This is a genomic window from Pseudomonas sp. DTU12.3 (assembly GCF_004124275.1).
GTDB classification, from domain to species: domain Bacteria; phylum Pseudomonadota; class Gammaproteobacteria; order Pseudomonadales; family Pseudomonadaceae; genus Aquipseudomonas; species Aquipseudomonas helmanticensis.
Genome location: NZ_CP027218.1, coordinates 694,268 through 711,313 on the forward strand (window position 1 = coordinate 694,268; position 17,046 = coordinate 711,313).

The window sequence follows — 17,046 nt, forward strand, 5'->3', positions numbered from 1 at the left end:
AAGCACAAACAAGCCGTGGCGCGGTGGCCAGGACAGGCTTATTCGGCGAGATCCTGCTCCTCAATGGTCTGAGTGTGGTTGGTGAATACACAGATGTCGGCGGCGATACCGAGTGCGGTTTCGACGATTTCGCGGGCCGACAGGTCGGTCTTTTTCAGCAGGGCACTGGCCGCAGCCTGCGCGTAACCGCCGCCGGAACCCATGGCGATCAGGCCATCTTCGGGTTCGACCACGTCACCGTTGCCGGTGATGATCAGCGAGGCGTCCTTGTTGGCGACCGCGAGCATGGCTTCGAGGCGGCTCAGGGAGCGGTCGGTGCGCCATTCTTTGGCGAGCTCGACAGCGGCGCGCACCAGGTGGCCCTGATGTTTCTCCAACTGGCCTTCGAAACGTTCGAAGAGGGTAAAGGCGTCGGCGGTGGCACCGGCAAAACCGGCAATGACCTGGCCGTGGTACAGGCGACGAACTTTTTTCGCGTTGCCTTTCATCACGGTATTGCCGAGAGAAACCTGGCCGTCGCCGCCCATGACGACTTTGCCGTGACGGCGGACTGAAACGATGGTGGTCAAGGGAAGAGTCTCCACACAGCGGGGCGAAAGTGCCTTATGCCCATTCATATGGGGGTGCTGGAGAGGATTTCAACCGTGAGGGGCGCTGAAGGACGAACGGCGGGTGATGACTGTGGCGAGGGGATTTATCCCCGTCCGGCTGCGAAGCAGTCGCTATTCCAGCATTCACGGTGTGCCTGATGCACCGTAATTGCTGGTTTCAGGGCAGCTTCGCGACCCAGCGGGGATAAATCCCCTCGCCACAGGGATTGTGGGCAACCTCAGGAAGAGGTGCCCACCATCGGTGGATCAGCGGCTTTGGCGTTGTTGTAACAACAGGTTGCTAAAGCCGGCGCCCGCCAATTGTTTCTGTGCGGTGGTCAGTTGTTCGCGGTTGCTGAACGGGCCGACCAATACGCGGTACCAGGTTTCATCCTTGACCGTGCCGGACTCAACCGCTACCGCCTGGCCGAGCAGAATGATCTGCGCGCGCACCTTGTCGGCATCGGTCTCCTTGCGGAACGAACCGGCCTGCAAGAAGAACTTGGTCACCGGCGCGGCTTTGCTCACGGGTGGTGCTGGCGGTGGCGTAATCCCGGCCAGCGCGGCCTGAGCGCGCGCTGTGTCGATCTTCGCCGCTTCCGCTGGCGTTACCGGCGTGGTTGGCACCTGTGGCGTCGGCAGGGTCTTCTCCGGCACGGCGTCCGGCGGCACGATCACTTCCGATTCCGGCAGCAGGGTGTAGAAATCGTACTTCGGCTTCACCGGTTGCGTCGGGCTCGGCGGGGTCTTGTTGGCCTCGGCGATTTTCGTCGCTTTCTGCTGCTGCGCCTGTTCGACCTTCTCGCGCTTGACCGTGTCGCTGCCCTTGCCCGGCTCCAGTTTCATCAGGAACACGATAAACGCGCCGACGGTCAGGCCGATGGCCATCCACAGCCAACCCGGAATCGGTTGCTTCGCAGGAGCTTGGTAACGGCTGGCGCCACGCTTGGGTGCAGGTTTTTTCTTGGCAGCCAACTTACATTTGCTCCAGGACTTTCAGGCCCAGCAGCTCCAGGCCTTGTTTAAGGGTACGACGCGTCAACTCGGTCAGGCGCAGACGGCTTTGCATCTGTTCTGGTGTTTCAGCTTTCAGGATCGGGCAGTTCTCATAAAAGCTGGAGAACAGGCTGGCCAGATCGTAGAGATAAGTGCACAGAATATGCGGAGTGCCTTTTTCCGCGACGCCGTTCAGCACTTCACCGAATTGTGCCAGTTTGGTGCCCAGATCCTGTTCCAGCTCGGCTTCGAGGACAATGTGGCCCTGGACCTCGCTGAAGTCTTTGTCCAGTTTGCGGAATACGCCGGCAGCGCGGGTGTAGGCGTACAGCAGGTATGGCGCGGTGTTGCCTTCGAAGTTCAGCATCAGGTCGAAGTTGAAGCTGTAGTCGCTGGTGCGATGCTTGGACAAGTCGGCGTATTTCACGGAGTCGATACCGACGACTTTCGCGATTTCGTGCAGAGTTTCGACCGGTAATTCCGGGTTCTTTTCTTGTACCAGTTTGAACGCCCGATCTTCTGCTTCGATCAGCAGGTCAACGAGTTTCACGGTGCCGCCATCACGGGTTTTGAAGGGACGGCCATCGGCGCCGTTCATGGTGCCGAAGCCCATGTGCTCCATTTCCATCGGATGGGTGACGAAACCGGCCTTGCGCGCCACAGCGAACACTTGCTGGAAGTGCAGGGCCTGACGCTGGTCGACGAAGTACAGCGCGCGATCGGCTTTCAGCTTGCCACTGCGGTAGCGAACGGCGGCCAGGTCGGTGGTGGCGTAAAGGTAGCCTCCATCAGCCTTGACGATGATCACCGGCAGCGGGTCGCCGTCAGCATTCTTGAACTCGTCAAGGAACACACACTGCGCGCCGTTACTTTCGACCAGCATGCCCGCCGCTTTCAGGTCGTTGACCACGTTGATCAGGTCGTCGTTGTAGGCGCTTTCGCCCATCACGTCGGCCATGGTCAGTTTAACGTTGAGCTTTTCGTAGATGTCCTGGCAGTGAGACAGGGAAATGTGGGTAAAGCCTTTCCATGCCTTGATGCACTCTTCATCTCCTGCTTGTAGATCGACTACCAGCTTCCTGGCGCGGTCGGCAAACAATGGATCTTCGTCGAAACGTTTTTTCGCGGCGCGGTAGAATTCTTCCAGATCCGACAGTGCGCTTTTGAGCATGTCTGGATGATCTTCCAGCATTGCCATCAGCATGCCGAACTGGGTGCCCCAGTCGCCCACGTGGTTCTGACGGATCACTTCGTCGCCGAGGAATTCAAGTACGCGCGCCACGCCGTCGCCGATGATAGTCGAGCGCAAATGACCAACATGCATCTCTTTAGCCAAGTTCGGTGCCGACAAATCGACCACGGTGCGCTGTACAGGACCAGCCTTGCGCACGCCAATGCGCTCGTCAGCCAAAGCAGCTTCGAGGCGATTGGCCAGCGCCTGGGTGTTCTGGAAGAAGTTGATGAAGCCCGGGCCAGCGATTTCGGCCTTGGTGACGTTCTCGTCGGCCGGCAGCGCGGCGATGATTTTTTCCGCCAGATCGCGCGGTTTCATGCCCGCAGGCTTGGCCAGCATCATCGCGATGTTGCTGGCGAAGTCGCCGTGGGTCTTGTCACGGGCGTTCTCCACCTGGATCGCCGGCGTCAGGCCTTCAGGCAACACACCTTCGTTGACGAGTTGGGTGATGGCTTGTTGGATCAGCTGGCGAATGGTGTCTTTCATGGTCTTCTCTTTCGACCGCAAGCGCGGCGGGCGCATCGGTGCGCGGGTGGAAAAACTGGGCATTATCCGTTGCGAAGACGGGCTTGCCAACCTTAGCAGGCAGGTTATGGATATGTGGTGACATTAAAAGCAAAAGATCGCAGCCTGCGGCAGCTCCTACACGGGGATCTGGGTTTTCCTGTAGGAGCTGCCGCAGGCTGCGATCTTTTGATCTTCAATACAAATCGACGGGATCGACATCCAGGGACCAGCGCACTGCCCGCCCGCTCGGCATCTGCTCCAGCACCAGCAACCAACTGGCCAGCAACCGATGCAGCGGTGCCCGCGCGTTCGCCTGCAACAACAACTGCGCGCGATAACGTCCGGCGCGTCGCTCCATCGGCGCCGGCACCGGCCCGAGCAACTCGATCCCGCTCAGATTCTGCTCAGCCAGCAAACGCTCGGCCTCGCTGCACGCTTCATCAAGAAACCCTTCAGCCTGTCCCGGCTTGTGCGCTTCGGCGCGCAACAGCGCCAGGTGCGCGAACGGCGGCAGCCCGGCAGCCCGGCGCTCGCTCAAAGCCTGTTCGGCAAAAGCGAAGTAACCCTGCTCGGTCAGTTGCACCAGCAAAGGATGGTCAGCCAGGTGGGTCTGAATGATCACCTTGCCCGGCTCTTCCGCTCGCCCGGCACGTCCGGCGACCTGCACGATCAACTGCGCCATGCGCTCGCTGGCGCGGAAGTCGCCGGAGAACAAACCGCCATCGGCATCAAGGATCGACACCAGTGTCACTCGTGGAAAGTGGTGCCCTTTGGCCAACATTTGCGTGCCGACCAGAATGCACGGCTGACCTTTCTGAATCGTTGCGAACAGCTGATTCATCGCGTCTTTGCGCGACGTGCTGTCGCGGTCGACGCGCAGCACTGGATAGTCCGGGAACAGAATCGCCAAACGTTCTTCGGCGCGCTCGGTGCCGGCGCCGACGGGCCGCAGATCGACCTTGTTGCACTTCGGACACTGGCGCGGCGTGCGTTCGACATAGCCGCAGTGGTGGCAGCGCAACTCACCATGACGCTGGTGCACGGTCATCCGCGCATCGCAACGCGAGCACTCGGACATCCAGCCGCAATCGTGGCACAGCAGCGTCGGCGCAAAGCCGCGACGGTTGAGGAACACCAGCACCTGCTGGCCATTGGCGAGCGTCTGGCCGATGGCTTGTTGCATCGGTCCGGAAATACCGCTGTCCAGCGGACGGCTTTTTACATCCAGGCGCAAGAAGCGCGGTTGCTTGGCGCCGCCAGCGCGTTCATTCAGGCGCAGCAGGCCATAGCGTCCGGTGTAGGCGTTGTGCAGGCTTTCCAGCGACGGCGTGGCGGAACCGAGGACGATCGGGATGTTTTCCTGCCGTGCGCGCACCAGCGCGAGGTCGCGAGCGTGGTAACGCAAACCTTCCTGCTGCTTATAAGAGCCGTCGTGCTCTTCGTCGATGATGATCAGCCCGGGGTTTTTCATCGGCGTAAACAGCGCCGAGCGAGTGCCGATAATAATGTCGGCCTCGCCATCACGGGCAGCGAGCCACGCGTCGAGGCGTTCGCGGTCATTGACTGCCGAGTGCAGCAAGGCGATACGCGCGTTGAAGCGCTGCTCGAAGCGCGCCAGCGTTTGCGGGCCGAGGTTGATCTCCGGAATCAGCACCAGCGCCTGCTTGCCGGCTTCGAGGGTTTCGCGGATCAGCTGCAAATAGACTTCGGTCTTGCCGCTGCCAGTGACGCCGGCCAGCAGGAAGGCGTGATAACTGTCGAAACCGGCGCGGATCGCTTCGTAGGCGGCGCGTTGCTCGGCGTTGAGCGGCAATTCCGGCTGTGCCAACCAGTGTTCGTGACGCACGCCCGGTGCGTGGCGGCGGATTTCCACCTGCACCAGATTCTTTGCCAGTAGCAGATCAAGGCTGTCCTTGCTCAGCATCAGTTTGCTCAGCAACTGATGGGCGACGCCGTGCGGGTGCTGGGCTAGCGTTGCCAGCGCTTCACGCTGGCGCGGCGCGCGGGCAACGCGCGGATCATCAAGGCTGGCGCCGGGGGTGATCGACCAGAAGCGTTCCTGCCGCGCTTCAGCCAGCTCGCCCTGGCGCAACAACACCGGCAGCGCCCAGCTCAAGGTGTCGCCGAGGCTGTGCTGATAATACTGCGAGGTCCACAGGCACAGCTTGAACAGCGCCGGTGGCAGCGGCGGCGTGGCATCGAGCAGGGCCAGCGCCGGTTTGAGTTTTTCCACCGGCACTTCGCTGGTGTCGGTGACCTCGACCAGAATTCCGATCATCTCGCGTCGACCGAACGGCACCCGCAGGCGCATGCCCGGCTGCAATTGCTCGCGCAGCACGCCGGCCGGCGCTCGATAGTCGAACAGGCGGCGCAGGGGCGAAGGCAAAGCGAGGCGCAGAATGGCGTCGGGCACGCGGGGGGATCTCTATCAACACAAAAGAAGGGCTGGGCGCAGATCAATTGTGGGAGCGGGCTTGCTCGCGAATGCGCTGTGTCAGGCACTAAATCATTAACTGGCACAGCGCATTCGCGAGCAAGCCCGCTCCCACAGGGGGAGTGCGCTCAGTGGCGGGAGCCTAGCAGACGGTCGGTCTCGGTGACAGCTTGCGTGATTGAAAAGGTCTGGTAGAATCCGCGGCCTAATTACGTGCGGTATTCAACAATAGTGTTGGATGGCGGCACGCTAGCTGAGGAAGACACCATGAAAGCTGAAATCCACCCGAATTACCCAGTCATCGCTGTTACCTGCAGCTGTGGCAACAAGTTCGAAACCCGTTCGACTTTCGGCAAAGCTCTGCCAATCGACGTGTGCAACGAATGCCACCCGTTCTACACCGGTAAGCAGAAGACTCTGGACACCGGTGGTCGCGTTCAGAAGTTCGCAGACCGTTTCGGTGCTTTCGGCAAGAAACCTGCTGCTGCAGAGTAAGGTTGAAGGGCCCGGTGGGCTTTTCCTCGTTGCTGAAAAAGGCGTCCCTAGCGGGCGCCTTTTTTGTGTCCGCGATTTGGCTGTCCGGCGCGCAGGCCTTTTGCCCGGCGCCCGCCGGATTGACCCGCGTCACGGTGCAGCGCGTGGTCGATGGCGACACCCTGCGCCTGAGCGATGGCCGCAGCGTGCGGATGATCGGCCTCAACACCCCTGAACTGGGCAAGCAGGGCCGCAGCGACGAACCGTTTGCGCTGGCGGCGCGCCAACGCCTGCAAAGCCTGGTGGATGACAGCGGTGGCCGGGTCGGTTTGCGCCTGGGTAAGCAGGCCAAAGACCATTACGGGCGTACGCTCGCGCATATTTACAGTGTCAGCGGTGCCAATTTCGAAGCGCAAATGCTCGCCGATGGCCTGGGATTCCAGGTCGCGGTGGCACCGAATGTCGATCTTGCCACCTGCCAGCAAGCCGCCGAAAGCACTGCGCGACGGGCCGGTCTGGGCCTCTGGCGGAAATCGCCTGTACTGAAAGCGGAGCAGATCCAGCGCTCGGGTTTCGCCGTTATAAGTGGGCGTGTGAGCAAGGTTCAGCGCAATCGCGGGGGAATCTGGATCGAGTTGCAGGGTGCGCTTGTATTGCGCGTTGCACCCAATCTGGTCGGACAATTCGACAATGCCCGCTTGCAGGCGCTGAAGGGCCAGCAGATCGAGGCGCGCGGCTGGATTGTCGATCGCTCGCGACGCGGCGGCGTGAAACCGGGTCAGCCATGTTGGCTGCTTCCGCTGACAGATCCTGCGATGTTGCAAAGCACCCACTGAACAAAAAATTGTAGACATTTTTTCTGTCGATTGTGAACAGTCCAGCCCTTGTGCGCCGTGGCTCTTGGCCCAAAGTCGTAGGGCAAGGCGCTTGACAGGGGTGACCGCTCAGTCTTGTGGGGACTTTGCGAGGCGCGTATCCTCGCTGACCAGTCTGTCCAACAGTAAAAAGCGGAATGCCAAAATGTCTGATCTGAAAACTGCCGCTCTCGAATATCATGCCAATCCTCGTCCAGGGAAGCTGAGTGTCGAGCTCACCAAGGCCACTGCTACCGCTCGCGACTTGTCGCTGGCCTACAGCCCCGGCGTAGCTGAACCAGTGCGTGAGATCGCTCGCGATCCTGAACTGGCCTACAAATACACCGGCAAGGGCAACCTGGTTGCAGTCATTTCCGATGGCACCGCGATTCTCGGCCTGGGCAACCTCGGCCCATTGGCTTCCAAGCCAGTGATGGAAGGTAAAGGCGTACTGTTCAAGCGTTTCGCCGGCATCGACGTATTCGACATCGAAGTCGACTCCGAAAGCCCGCAAGCCTTCATCGACACCGTAAAACGCATCTCCATCACCTTCGGTGGTATCAACCTGGAAGACATCAAGGCGCCAGAGTGCTTTGAAATCGAACGTGCTCTGATCGAGCAGTGCGACATTCCGGTATTCCACGATGACCAGCACGGCACCGCGATCGTGACCGCTGCGGGCATGATCAACGCCCTGGAAATCGCTGGCAAAACCCTCGCTGACGCCAAGATCGTCTGCCTGGGCGCTGGTGCTGCGGCCATCTCCTGCATGAAATTGCTGGTGAGCATGGGCGCGCGCATCGAAAACATCTTCATGGTTGACCGTACCGGCGTGATCCACTCCGGTCGTGACGACCTGAACCAGTACAAAGCCGTATTCGCCCACGCTACCGAGAAGCGCAGCCTGGCTGACGCACTGGCAGGCGCTGACGTGTTCGTCGGTCTGTCCGGTCCGAACCTGCTGAGCGCAGAAGGCCTGCTGTCGATGGCTGCCAACCCGATCGTGTTCGCTTGCTCGAACCCGGATCCGGAAATCTCCCCGGAGCTGGCGCACGCTACCCGTAGCGACGTGATCATGGCGACCGGCCGTTCGGACTACCCGAACCAGGTCAACAACGTACTGGGCTTCCCGTTCATCTTCCGTGGTGCCCTGGACGTTCGCGCCAAGCGCATCAACGAAGAAATGAAAGTGGCTGCCGCCAACGCCCTGCGTGAACTGGCCAAGCTGCCAGTGCCACAGGACGTGTGCGATGCCTACGGCGGTGCTCCGCTGGAATTCGGTCGTGAGTACATCATTCCGAAGCCAATGGACAAGCGCCTGATCACCCTGATCTCCGATGCTGTGGCCAAAGCGGCAATCGAGACCGGTGTGGCCACCCTGCCGTATCCGAAGAACTACCCGCTGAAAAGCGTGGATGACGTGTTCAACGGCTAAGTCGTTGTAGCGCTTCAACTGAAAGCCCCGGCTCGTGAGAGTCGGGGCTTTTTTATGCCTGGAGAGCCCCTCACCCTAACCCTCTCCCGGAGGGAGAGGGGACTGACCGAGTTGTCTGGAGTCATACACCGACCTGAAAGGGTGGCGTCGATTATGGATTCGGCACGGCACGTTCAAGTCGGCGCGACTGCCGAGCATCCCCCAATAAGTCCCCTCTCCCTCCGGGAGAGGGCTAGGGTGAGGGGCTCTTGATCTTCAGCCATAAAAAAAGCCCCGCACTTCTCACGAAGGCGGGGCTTTTCAATGACGCTGGATCAGAACAGATCGATCGGCGCCTGCTCATCCGCCGGCAGCGGGCTGCCTGGCGCAGTGCCGTTGCCCAGCTCGTTCACCGACGGTGGCGTGTCTTCCGACTTGAACAGCTCGAAGTACGCACCCGGCGTGCTCGGCGTCGCCGCACGACCGCTGACCGGGTCCACGCGCAGGCTCAGCAAACCTTCCGGCTCAGGCTGAACATGCGGCGGCTTGTCCTTGAGTGCGGCGGACATGTAGTTCATCCAGATCGGCAGCGCCACAGTGCCACCGAACTCGCGGCGACCGAGGCTTTCCGGCTGATCGAAACCGGTCCAGACCGTGGTCACGTAATCGGCGTTGTAACCGGAGAACCAGGCATCTTTCGATTCGTTGGTGGTACCGGTTTTGCCGGCGATGTCGCTACGGCCCATGGCCAGTGCGCGACGACCGGTGCCGAGCTTGATCACGTCCTGCAGCATGCTGTTGAGGATGTACGTGGTGCGGCCATCGACGATTCGCTCAGCCACGGCCGGTGCTTGTGGCACTGCCGCGTTGCCCGGCGCTTCGCCCGGAACCGGCGCGGCATTGACCGTGAACGACTGCGCGTCCGGCGCGGCGATACCGTCCGTCGCCGAACCGCCCTGAGGCACGGTCGGCGGATTGGCGACGAACAGCGTGTCACCGTTGCGGCTTTCGATCTTGTCGATGATGTACGGGGTGATCTTGTAGCCGCCGTTGGCGAACGTGCTCCAACCGGTGGCGATCTCCATCGGCGTCAGCGTCGCAGTACCCAATGCCAGCGAGAGGTTAGGCGGCAGGTCCTGCTTGTTGAAGCCGAAGCGGGTGATGTAGTCGATGGTCTTGCCTACGCCCATCGCCTGCAACAAGCGGATCGAAACGAGGTTGCGCGACTTGTACAGTGCTTCACGCAGACGGATCGGGCCGAGGAAGGTGTTGGTATCGTTCTTCGGACGCCAGACCTTGTCCAGATACTCGTCGACGAACACGATCGGCGCATCGTTGACCAGGGTCGCGGCGGTGTAGCCGTTATCCAGCGCGGCGCTGTAGACGAACGGCTTGAAGCTCGAGCCCGGCTGACGCTTGGCCTGCATGGCGCGGTTGTAGTTACTTTGCTCGAAGGCGAAACCACCGACCAGCGAGCGAATCGCCCCGTTCTGCGGGTCCAGCGACACCAGTGCGCCCTGCGCCTGTGGAATCTGGCTGAATTTCAGCGAATTGTCTTTCTGGCGCTGCACGCGAACCAGATCGCCGACTTGCGCAACATCCGACGGCTGACGCGGGTTGGCGCCCATGCTGTTGGTGTTGAGGAATGGACGCGCCCATTTCATGGTGTCCCAGGCGACGTGCTCTTCGCCGGTGCGGGTCAGCACTTGCAGGCCGTTTTTGTCGACCTGAGTGACGATGGCCGGTTCGAGGCTGCTGATGGTGCGTTGTTTGGTCAGCTCGCTGGCCCAGGCTTCGCGGGTCTTGCCCGGCAGGCGCGATTCAGGGCCGCGGTAGCCGTGACGCTGGTCGTAGGTCATCAAACCTTCGTGCAGCGCGGTGTTGGCCATTTCCTGCAGGTTGCTTGGCACTGTAGTGGTGACGCGGAAACCCTCGGTGTAGGCGTCGCTGCCATAACGACCGACCATTTCGGCACGGGCCATTTCGGCGATGTATGGCGCATTCACTTCCGGGGTCGGCACGTGATAGCTGGCATTCAGCGGCTCGTTGATCGCGGCGGTGTAGTCCGGCTCGCTGATCTTGCCGAGTTTGTACATGCGCCCGAGGATCCAGTCGCGGCGCTCTTTGCTGCGCGCCGGGTTGGCCAGCGGGTTGAAGCGCGAGGGTGCTTTCGGCAGGCCGGCGATCATCGCCATCTGCGCCAGGCTGATGTCACGGATCGACTTGCCGTAATACACCTGCGCCGCCGCCTCGATGCCGTAGGCGCGGTTGCCCAGATAGATCTTGTTCACGTACAGCTCAAGGATCTCGTCCTTGGTCAGTTGCCGTTCGATCTGCAGGGCCAGAAGAATTTCGGTGGTTTTACGCGAGAAGCTGCGTTCGCTGGTCAGGAAGAAGTTCTTCGCTACCTGCATGGTGATGGTGCTGCCGCCGGACTGAATGTGCCCGCTTTTGACCAATTGGGTCGCGGCGCGCATCAGGCTGCTCGGATCAACGCCATAGTGGTTGGCGAAATTGTCGTCTTCAGCACTTAGTAACGCATTAATGAAGTTGGGGGGAATGTCGGCGAAACGGATCGGCGTACGGCGCATTTCGCCAAATTCTGCGATCAACTTGTTGTCGCTGGAGTAGACGCGCAGGGGAATCTGCAACTGAATGCTTCTCAGCGCCTCCACAGACGGCAAACCCGGACTAAGGTAAAGAAACGCGCCGCTGAGACCTAAAAGCAGTCCGCAGAAAACGGCGACGATGGACCAACCGAAAAATTTCAGCAGACGAATCAAGGCTTTTGGACATCCAGGGCAAAGAATGAATTTGGCGACGGGGTTCCGGCTACACACAGAACGACCCGCGCTGGCAGTAAAAAGCGGAAAAAAACGCTGGGCATTATAAGCACTTTTCTGCTGGGGGCGTCATTTGCGCTTCTGTCAAGACGGAGTGAAGGAACGCAATGCGTATTACAGAGTCCGTAACTCACGGAAAGTCATAGGGAATTGGTAGTGCTGGGACTCTTCAATAAAAAGACCAATACGTTACTGGGGATCGACATCAGCTCCACGTCAGTGAAGCTGCTGGAACTGAGCCGTCAGGGTGATCGCTACCGCGTCGAGGCCTACGCGGTAGAGCCTTTGCCGGCGAATGCCGTGGTCGAAAAAAACATCGCCGAACTCGAAGGCGTCGGTCAGGCCCTGACCCGCGTGCTGGTCAAGGCGCGCACCGGGCTCAGGAGCGTGGCGGTGGCGGTGGCCGGTTCTGCGGTGATCACCAAGATCATCGAAATGGACGCCGGACTTTCCGACGACGAGCTGGAAAACCAGCTGAAGATCGAAGCTGACCAGTACATTCCCTATCCGCTCGACGAGGTCGCGATCGACTTCGAAGTCCAGGGCATGTCGCCGCGCAACCCGGAACGGGTCAGCGTGTTGCTGGCCGCCTGTCGCAAGGAAAACGTCGAAGTCCGCGAAGCGGCGCTCGCCCTCGCCGGCCTGACTGCGCGAGTGGTCGATGTCGAGGCCTATGCGCTGGAGCGCTCGTTCGGTCTGCTCGCCACACAACTGGCCGCCTCGCAAGAGCGCTTAACCGTGGCGGTGGTCGACATCGGCGCGACCATGACCACCCTCAGCGTCCTGCACAACGGCAAGATCATCTACACCCGCGAGCAACTGTTCGGCGGTCGGCAACTGACCGAGGAAATCCAGCGGCGTTATGGCCTGACCGTCGAGCAGGCCGGGCTGGCAAAAAAGCAGGGTGGCTTGCCCGAGGATTACGTCAGCGAGGTCTTGCAGCCGTTTCGCGAGGCGCTGGTGCAGCAGGTATCCCGTTCACTGCAGTTCTTCTTCGCTTCCGGCCAGTACAACGCGGTCGATCACATTTTGCTGGCCGGTGGCACGGCGTCGGTGCCGGGGCTCGATCGGTTGATCGAACAGCGCCTGAACACCCCGACCCAAGTGGCTAATCCGTTTGCCGACATGGCCCTGAGCAGCAAGGTCAACGCCGGGGCACTGGCCAGCGATGCGCCAGCCCTGATGATTGCCTGCGGGCTCGCGCTCAGGAGTTTCGACTGATGGCGCGGATCAACCTTCTGCCGTGGCGCGAAGAGCGCCGTGAAGAACGCCGCAAACGCTTTCTGCTGGCGCTGATCGGCGTGGTCGTCGGGTCGGTAGGCGCGGTATTCATTGCCGATCAGATCATCAGCGCGGCGATTGATCAGCAAATGGCGCGCAACGATTACATTGGCAAGCAGATCGCCGTGGTCGATGAGCGGATCAAGCAGATCAGCGATCTCAAGGCGCGCCGCCAGCAACTGGTCGAACGCATGCGCATCATCCAGGACTTGCAGGGTAACCGGCAGATCAGCGGGCGGATCTTCGATCAACTGGCGCGCACGCTGCCTGACGGGGTGTATTTCACCCAGGTGAAAATGGTCGGTAAAACCCTTTCCATCAGTGGTGCGGCGGAGTCGAACAACCGCGTTTCCGAGCTGATGCGCAATCTCGATGCTTCCGACTGGTTCGATGCGCCGAGCCTCAACGAGGTGAAAGCGACCTCGGCCGATCAGGTGGAGCAATCCAACACCTTTCAGTTGACCGTTCGTCAGACGCAGCCAAAAAGCCTGGAGGACGACCAATGAAACCGTCCGAATGGCTGGATAGCCTGCGCAATATCGATTTCAACGATCTCGACTCCAGCAACATCGGATCCTGGCCGGCCGCCGTCAAGGCCATCGCCGGGGCGCTGTTGATGGTGCTGGTATTGGGCCTTGGCTATAACTTTTTCATCAGCGACATGGAAAACCAGCTGGAGGCCAAGCGCGAAGAAGAAACCACGCTGAAGGAGCAGTTCGCCAGCAAAGCGCATCTGTCGGCCAATCTCGAGCTGTACACCCAGCAGATGAAGGAGATGGAAAACTCTTTCGGCGTGTTGTTGCGGCAGTTGCCCAGCGATACCGAGGTGCCGGGGCTGCTCGAAGACATCACGCGCACCGGTCTCGGCAGCGGCCTGGAGTTTGAAGAAATCAAACTGCTGCCGGAAGTCACCCAGCAGTTTTACATCGAGCTGCCGATCCAGATCACCGTCACCGGGGCCTATCACGATCTTGCGACGTTCGTCAGCGGCGTCGCCGGGCTGCCGCGCATCGTCACCCTGCATGACTTCGAACTGGCGCCGGCCAACCCCGAGGGCGGGCCGAAACTGCGCATGAGCATCCTCGCCAAGACTTACCGCTATAACGACAAGGGGCTGCAAAAATGACCCCGATCCGTTATTTCGCCTTGTCGATGACCTTGTTGGCGCTGAGCGGTTGTGGTGGGAGTAGCGACTTCAGCGACCTCGATGCCTATCTGAACGAAGTCCGTCTGCGCCCGGCCGGCAAGATTGAACCCACCCCGACATTCCGGTCTTACCCCACATTCACCTACAGCGCCGCGAACCTGCGCAGCCCGTTTTCACGCCAGGGGCGCGTCGATCTGGCCGGCCGGCAGCACGGTTCACGCAACGTCAAACCGGACCTCAACCGGGTCAAGCAATACCTCGAAGGTTTCAACATCGAGCAGTTCGAGATGGTCGGCACGATTGCCAATGCCACCGGCTCCTTCGCGCTGTTGCGCGGGGCGGGCGGGGTGCATCGCCTGAAAGTGGGCGACTACCTGGGGCGCAACGACGGTCGCATCGTCGCCATCAGCGCCACGCAGGTCGATGTGGTCGAAATCGTTCCCGACGGCGAAGGCGCCTGGCTGGAGCGTCCGCGCACCATTCCTTTGAAAGAGCACTCATAGTGGAAGTCGAATAATGAACAGGATTTTCTCCACCCTCGGTTTTTCGCTATGGATAGCGCTGTTGTCGCCGATGGTTCACGCGGCCAATCTGCGGACGCTGGATGTCGCGGCATTGCCCGGCGACCGCGTCGAGCTGAAGCTGGCATTCGACAGTCCACCGCCGGTGCCAAAGGGCTACACCACCGACTCGCCCGCGCGGATCGCCCTCGATTTGCCGGGTGTTGCCAGCCAGTTGGCCAGCAAGAATGTCGATCTGGGCAGCGGCAATGCGCGCACGGCGACGGTGGTCGAAGCCAAGGACCGCACGCGGCTGATCGTCAGTCTCACCCAACTGGCGCCGTACAGCACGAGGGTCGAGGGCAATAATCTGTTCGTCGTGGTCGGGCAGGGCGCTCCGACAGCCGCACCGCGCACCGCCGCTGTAGCACCGCGCGCGACGGCGGCGGCAGTGGCGCCAGCGAAGACGTTCGTGGCGAAAAACCGCGCCATTCGCGGCGTCGACTTTCAGCGTGGTACGGCGGGTGAAGGCAATGTCGTCATTGATCTGTCTGACCCGACCATCGCCCCGGATATCCAGGAGCATGACGGCAAGATCATCCTCGGCTTTGCCCGTACGCAGTTGCCGGAAAAACTGCGGGTGCGCCTCGACGTCAAGGATTTCGCCACGCCGGTGCAGTTCGTCAATGCCGGTGTGAGCGGTGATCGCACGGTGATTACTGTCGAGCCGAGCGGCACTTTCGAATATTCCACCTTCCAGACCGACAACAAGCTGACCGTCAGTATCCGGCCGATGACGCTCGACGATCTGCAAAAACGCAACGCCGACCGTAACGCCTACGTCGGTGAAAAGCTTTCGCTGAATTTCCAGGACATCGACGTGCGTTCGGTGCTGCAACTGATCGCCGACTTCACCAACCTCAATCTGGTGGCCAGCGACACGGTGCAGGGCGGCATTACTCTGCGTCTGCAAAACGTGCCATGGGATCAGGCGCTGGATCTGGTGCTGAAAACCAAAGGCCTGGATAAACGCAAGATCGGTAACGTGCTGCTGGTGGCGCCGGCCGACGAGATTGCCGCCCGCGAACGCCAGGAACTGGAATCGCAGAAGCAGATTGCCGAACTGGCGCCGCTGCGCCGTGAGCTGCTGCAAGTGAATTACGCCAAAGCGGCAGATATCGCCAAACTGTTCCAGTCAGTGACCAGCGCCGAGGCGAAAATCGACGAGCGTGGTTCGATCACGGTGGATGAGCGGACCAACAACATCATTGCCTACCAGACCCAGGATCGCCTCGATGAGCTGCGGCGAATCGTGGCGCAACTGGATATTCCGGTGCGCCAAGTGATGATCGAGGCGCGCATCGTCGAGGCCAACGTCGATTACGACAAGAGTCTGGGCGTGCGCTGGGGTGGTTCGGTGCAGAACAAGGGCAACTGGAACACCTCCGGAGTCAGCAACGGCTCATCGACAACCATTGGCACGCCGGGCAGCACCAGCACTAACTCGCCCTTCGTCGACATGGGCACGGTCGGCAATACCTCGGGGATCGGCATTGCTTTCATCACCGACAACGTTTTGCTTGATCTTGAACTGACGGCCATGGAGAAGACCGGCAACGGCGAAATCGTCTCGCAGCCCAAGGTCGTCACCTCCGACAAGGAAACTGCGAAGATCCTCAAAGGCACCGAGATTCCGTATCAGGAAGCCAGCTCCAGCGGCGCTACCTCCGTGTCGTTCAAGGAAGCTTCGTTGTCGCTGGAAGTGACGCCGCAAATCACCCCGGACAACCGCATCATCATGGAGGTCAAGGTCACCAAGGATGAGCCGGACTACCTGAACAAAGTGCAGGATGTGCCGCCGATCAAGAAAAACGAGGTCAATGCCAAGGTCCTGGTCAACGACGGCGAAACCATCGTGATTGGTGGTGTTTTCTCAAATACTCAAAGCAAGGTCGTAGATAAGGTGCCATTTCTTGGCGATGTGCCGTATCTTGGCCGCCTTTTCCGGCGTGATGTGGTTTCGGAGAAAAAATCCGAGCTGCTGGTATTTCTCACTCCGCGTATCATGAATAACCAGGCGATTGCTGTGAGTCATTGATTCTGTGCGAAATTTGATTCTTGTAGGACCGATGGGCGCTGGAAAAAGCACCATCGGCCGGCTGCTGGCCAAAGAGCTGCGCCTGCCGTTCAAAGATTCCGACAAGGAAATTGAACTGCGCACGGGCGCCAATATCCCGTGGATCTTCGATAAAGAAGGCGAACCGGGCTTTCGTGACCGTGAGCAGGCGATGATCGCCGAACTGTGCGGGTTCGATGGCGTGGTGCTGGCGACTGGCGGCGGCGCCGTCATGCGTGATGCCAATCGCAAGGCCCTCCATGAGGGCGGGCGAGTGGTGTACCTGCACGCCTCTGTCGAACAGCAGGTCGGCCGCACGTCGCGCGACCGCAATCGGCCGTTGCTGCGCACAGCCAATCCAGAAAAAACCCTGCGTGACCTGCTGGCGATCCGCGATCCGCTTTATCGGGAGATCGCCGATCTGGTGGTGGAAACCGACGAACGGCCGCCACGCATGGTGGTGCTCGACATTCTCGATCGTCTGGCGCAGCTTCCTCCCCGTTAAAGCATCGCTCGAAATGCGCTATCCTCGGCGGCCTGTCACAGCCCGTCGAGGTTGTGGCGGATGGCGTGCGAGCGGCGTCATACCCGCTACAGGCCGCCGATAACCAATAATTCAGGGCAGGACGCCTGCTTCCATCTTCACTGTGGGGACA

General features: G+C 60.5%; 15 protein-coding genes. 10 read left to right on the forward strand and 5 right to left on the reverse strand.

Features of this window, described 5'->3' with window-relative positions:
* Window positions 1-38: 38 nt before the first annotated feature.
* From hslV to argS, 3 genes are all read right to left on the reverse strand, one after another.
* On the reverse strand, window positions 39-569 hold the full coding sequence (gene hslV / locus C2E19_RS03120; RefSeq protein WP_064117086.1) for an ATP-dependent protease subunit HslV: 531 nt from the start codon (window positions 567-569) through the stop codon (window positions 39-41).
* A 288-nt stretch (window positions 570-857) separates the two neighbouring features.
* Entirely contained in the window at window positions 858-1,565 is a 708-nt protein-coding gene (locus C2E19_RS03125) for an SPOR domain-containing protein (RefSeq protein ID WP_129387902.1), read from the reverse strand.
* Between the two features lies 1 nt (window position 1,566).
* Complete coding sequence (gene argS, locus C2E19_RS03130) at window positions 1,567-3,306, reverse strand: arginine--tRNA ligase (protein WP_129387904.1); 1,740 nt, start codon at window positions 3,304-3,306, stop codon at window positions 1,567-1,569.
* Between argS and C2E19_RS29110 the strand changes: the two genes are divergently transcribed.
* Window positions 3,305-3,427 carry a hypothetical protein gene (locus tag C2E19_RS29110; protein WP_256661278.1) on the forward strand — a complete coding sequence of 41 codons (123 nt, stop codon included), beginning with the start codon at window positions 3,305-3,307 and terminating at the stop codon, window positions 3,425-3,427. The two genes, argS and C2E19_RS29110, sit on opposite strands and share 2 nt — an antisense overlap.
* 93 nt (window positions 3,428-3,520) lie before the next feature.
* Here C2E19_RS29110 and C2E19_RS03135 read toward each other — a convergent pair whose 3' ends face one another.
* A complete protein-coding gene (locus tag C2E19_RS03135) occupies window positions 3,521-5,740 on the reverse strand; it encodes a primosomal protein N' (RefSeq protein WP_129387906.1) in 2,220 nt (739 codons plus the stop codon).
* 288 nt (window positions 5,741-6,028) lie between these two features.
* On the opposite strand from C2E19_RS03135, the gene rpmE reads away from it, so the two are divergent.
* The 3 genes from rpmE to C2E19_RS03150 all read left to right on the forward strand — a co-directional run bounded on the left by rpmE (window position 6,029) and on the right by C2E19_RS03150 (window position 8,524).
* The gene (rpmE, locus tag C2E19_RS03140) at window positions 6,029-6,256 is read left to right on the forward strand and encodes a 50S ribosomal protein L31 (protein WP_129387908.1); all 228 of its coding nucleotides are present in this window, start codon (window positions 6,029-6,031) and stop codon (window positions 6,254-6,256) included.
* Window positions 6,257-6,270: 14 nt separating this feature from the next.
* A complete protein-coding gene (locus C2E19_RS03145) occupies window positions 6,271-7,071 on the forward strand; it encodes a thermonuclease family protein (RefSeq protein WP_129387910.1) in 801 nt (266 codons plus the stop codon).
* Window positions 7,072-7,255: 184 nt separating this feature from the next.
* Entirely contained in the window at window positions 7,256-8,524 is a 1,269-nt protein-coding gene (locus C2E19_RS03150) for a malic enzyme-like NAD(P)-binding protein (protein WP_129387962.1), read from the forward strand.
* A 314-nt stretch (window positions 8,525-8,838) separates the two neighbouring features.
* On the opposite strand, the gene C2E19_RS03155 is transcribed toward C2E19_RS03150, so the two are convergent.
* On the reverse strand, window positions 8,839-11,286 hold the full coding sequence (locus C2E19_RS03155) for a penicillin-binding protein 1A (RefSeq protein ID WP_129387965.1): 2,448 nt from the start codon (window positions 11,284-11,286) through the stop codon (window positions 8,839-8,841).
* 216 nt (window positions 11,287-11,502) lie between these two features.
* On the opposite strand from C2E19_RS03155, the gene C2E19_RS03160 reads away from it, so the two are divergent.
* The 6 genes from C2E19_RS03160 to aroK are packed head-to-tail and all read left to right on the forward strand — an operon-like array spanning window position 11,503 to window position 16,895.
* On the forward strand, window positions 11,503-12,567 hold the full coding sequence (locus C2E19_RS03160) for a pilus assembly protein PilM (protein WP_129387968.1): 1,065 nt from the start codon (window positions 11,503-11,505) through the stop codon (window positions 12,565-12,567).
* Window positions 12,567-13,133, forward strand: coding sequence for a PilN domain-containing protein (locus tag C2E19_RS03165; RefSeq protein WP_129387971.1), 567 nt, complete (start codon window positions 12,567-12,569; stop codon window positions 13,131-13,133). Before C2E19_RS03160 ends, C2E19_RS03165 begins: the two co-directional genes overlap by 1 nt.
* A complete protein-coding gene (gene pilO / locus C2E19_RS03170) occupies window positions 13,130-13,753 on the forward strand; it encodes a type 4a pilus biogenesis protein PilO (protein WP_129387974.1) in 624 nt (207 codons plus the stop codon). Before C2E19_RS03165 ends, pilO begins: the two co-directional genes overlap by 4 nt.
* A complete protein-coding gene (locus tag C2E19_RS03175) occupies window positions 13,750-14,277 on the forward strand; it encodes a pilus assembly protein PilP (protein WP_129387977.1) in 528 nt (175 codons plus the stop codon). The genes pilO and C2E19_RS03175 overlap by 4 nt, the downstream gene beginning before the upstream one ends.
* Before the next feature lie 13 nt (window positions 14,278-14,290).
* Entirely contained in the window at window positions 14,291-16,372 is a 2,082-nt protein-coding gene (gene pilQ / locus C2E19_RS03180; protein WP_129387979.1) for a type IV pilus secretin PilQ family protein, read from the forward strand.
* Window positions 16,373-16,376: 4 nt separating this feature from the next.
* Window positions 16,377-16,895, forward strand: a complete 519-nt coding sequence (gene aroK / locus C2E19_RS03185) for a shikimate kinase AroK (RefSeq protein ID WP_129387982.1) — start codon at window positions 16,377-16,379, stop codon at window positions 16,893-16,895.
* The last annotated feature ends 151 nt before the right edge of the window (window positions 16,896-17,046 follow it).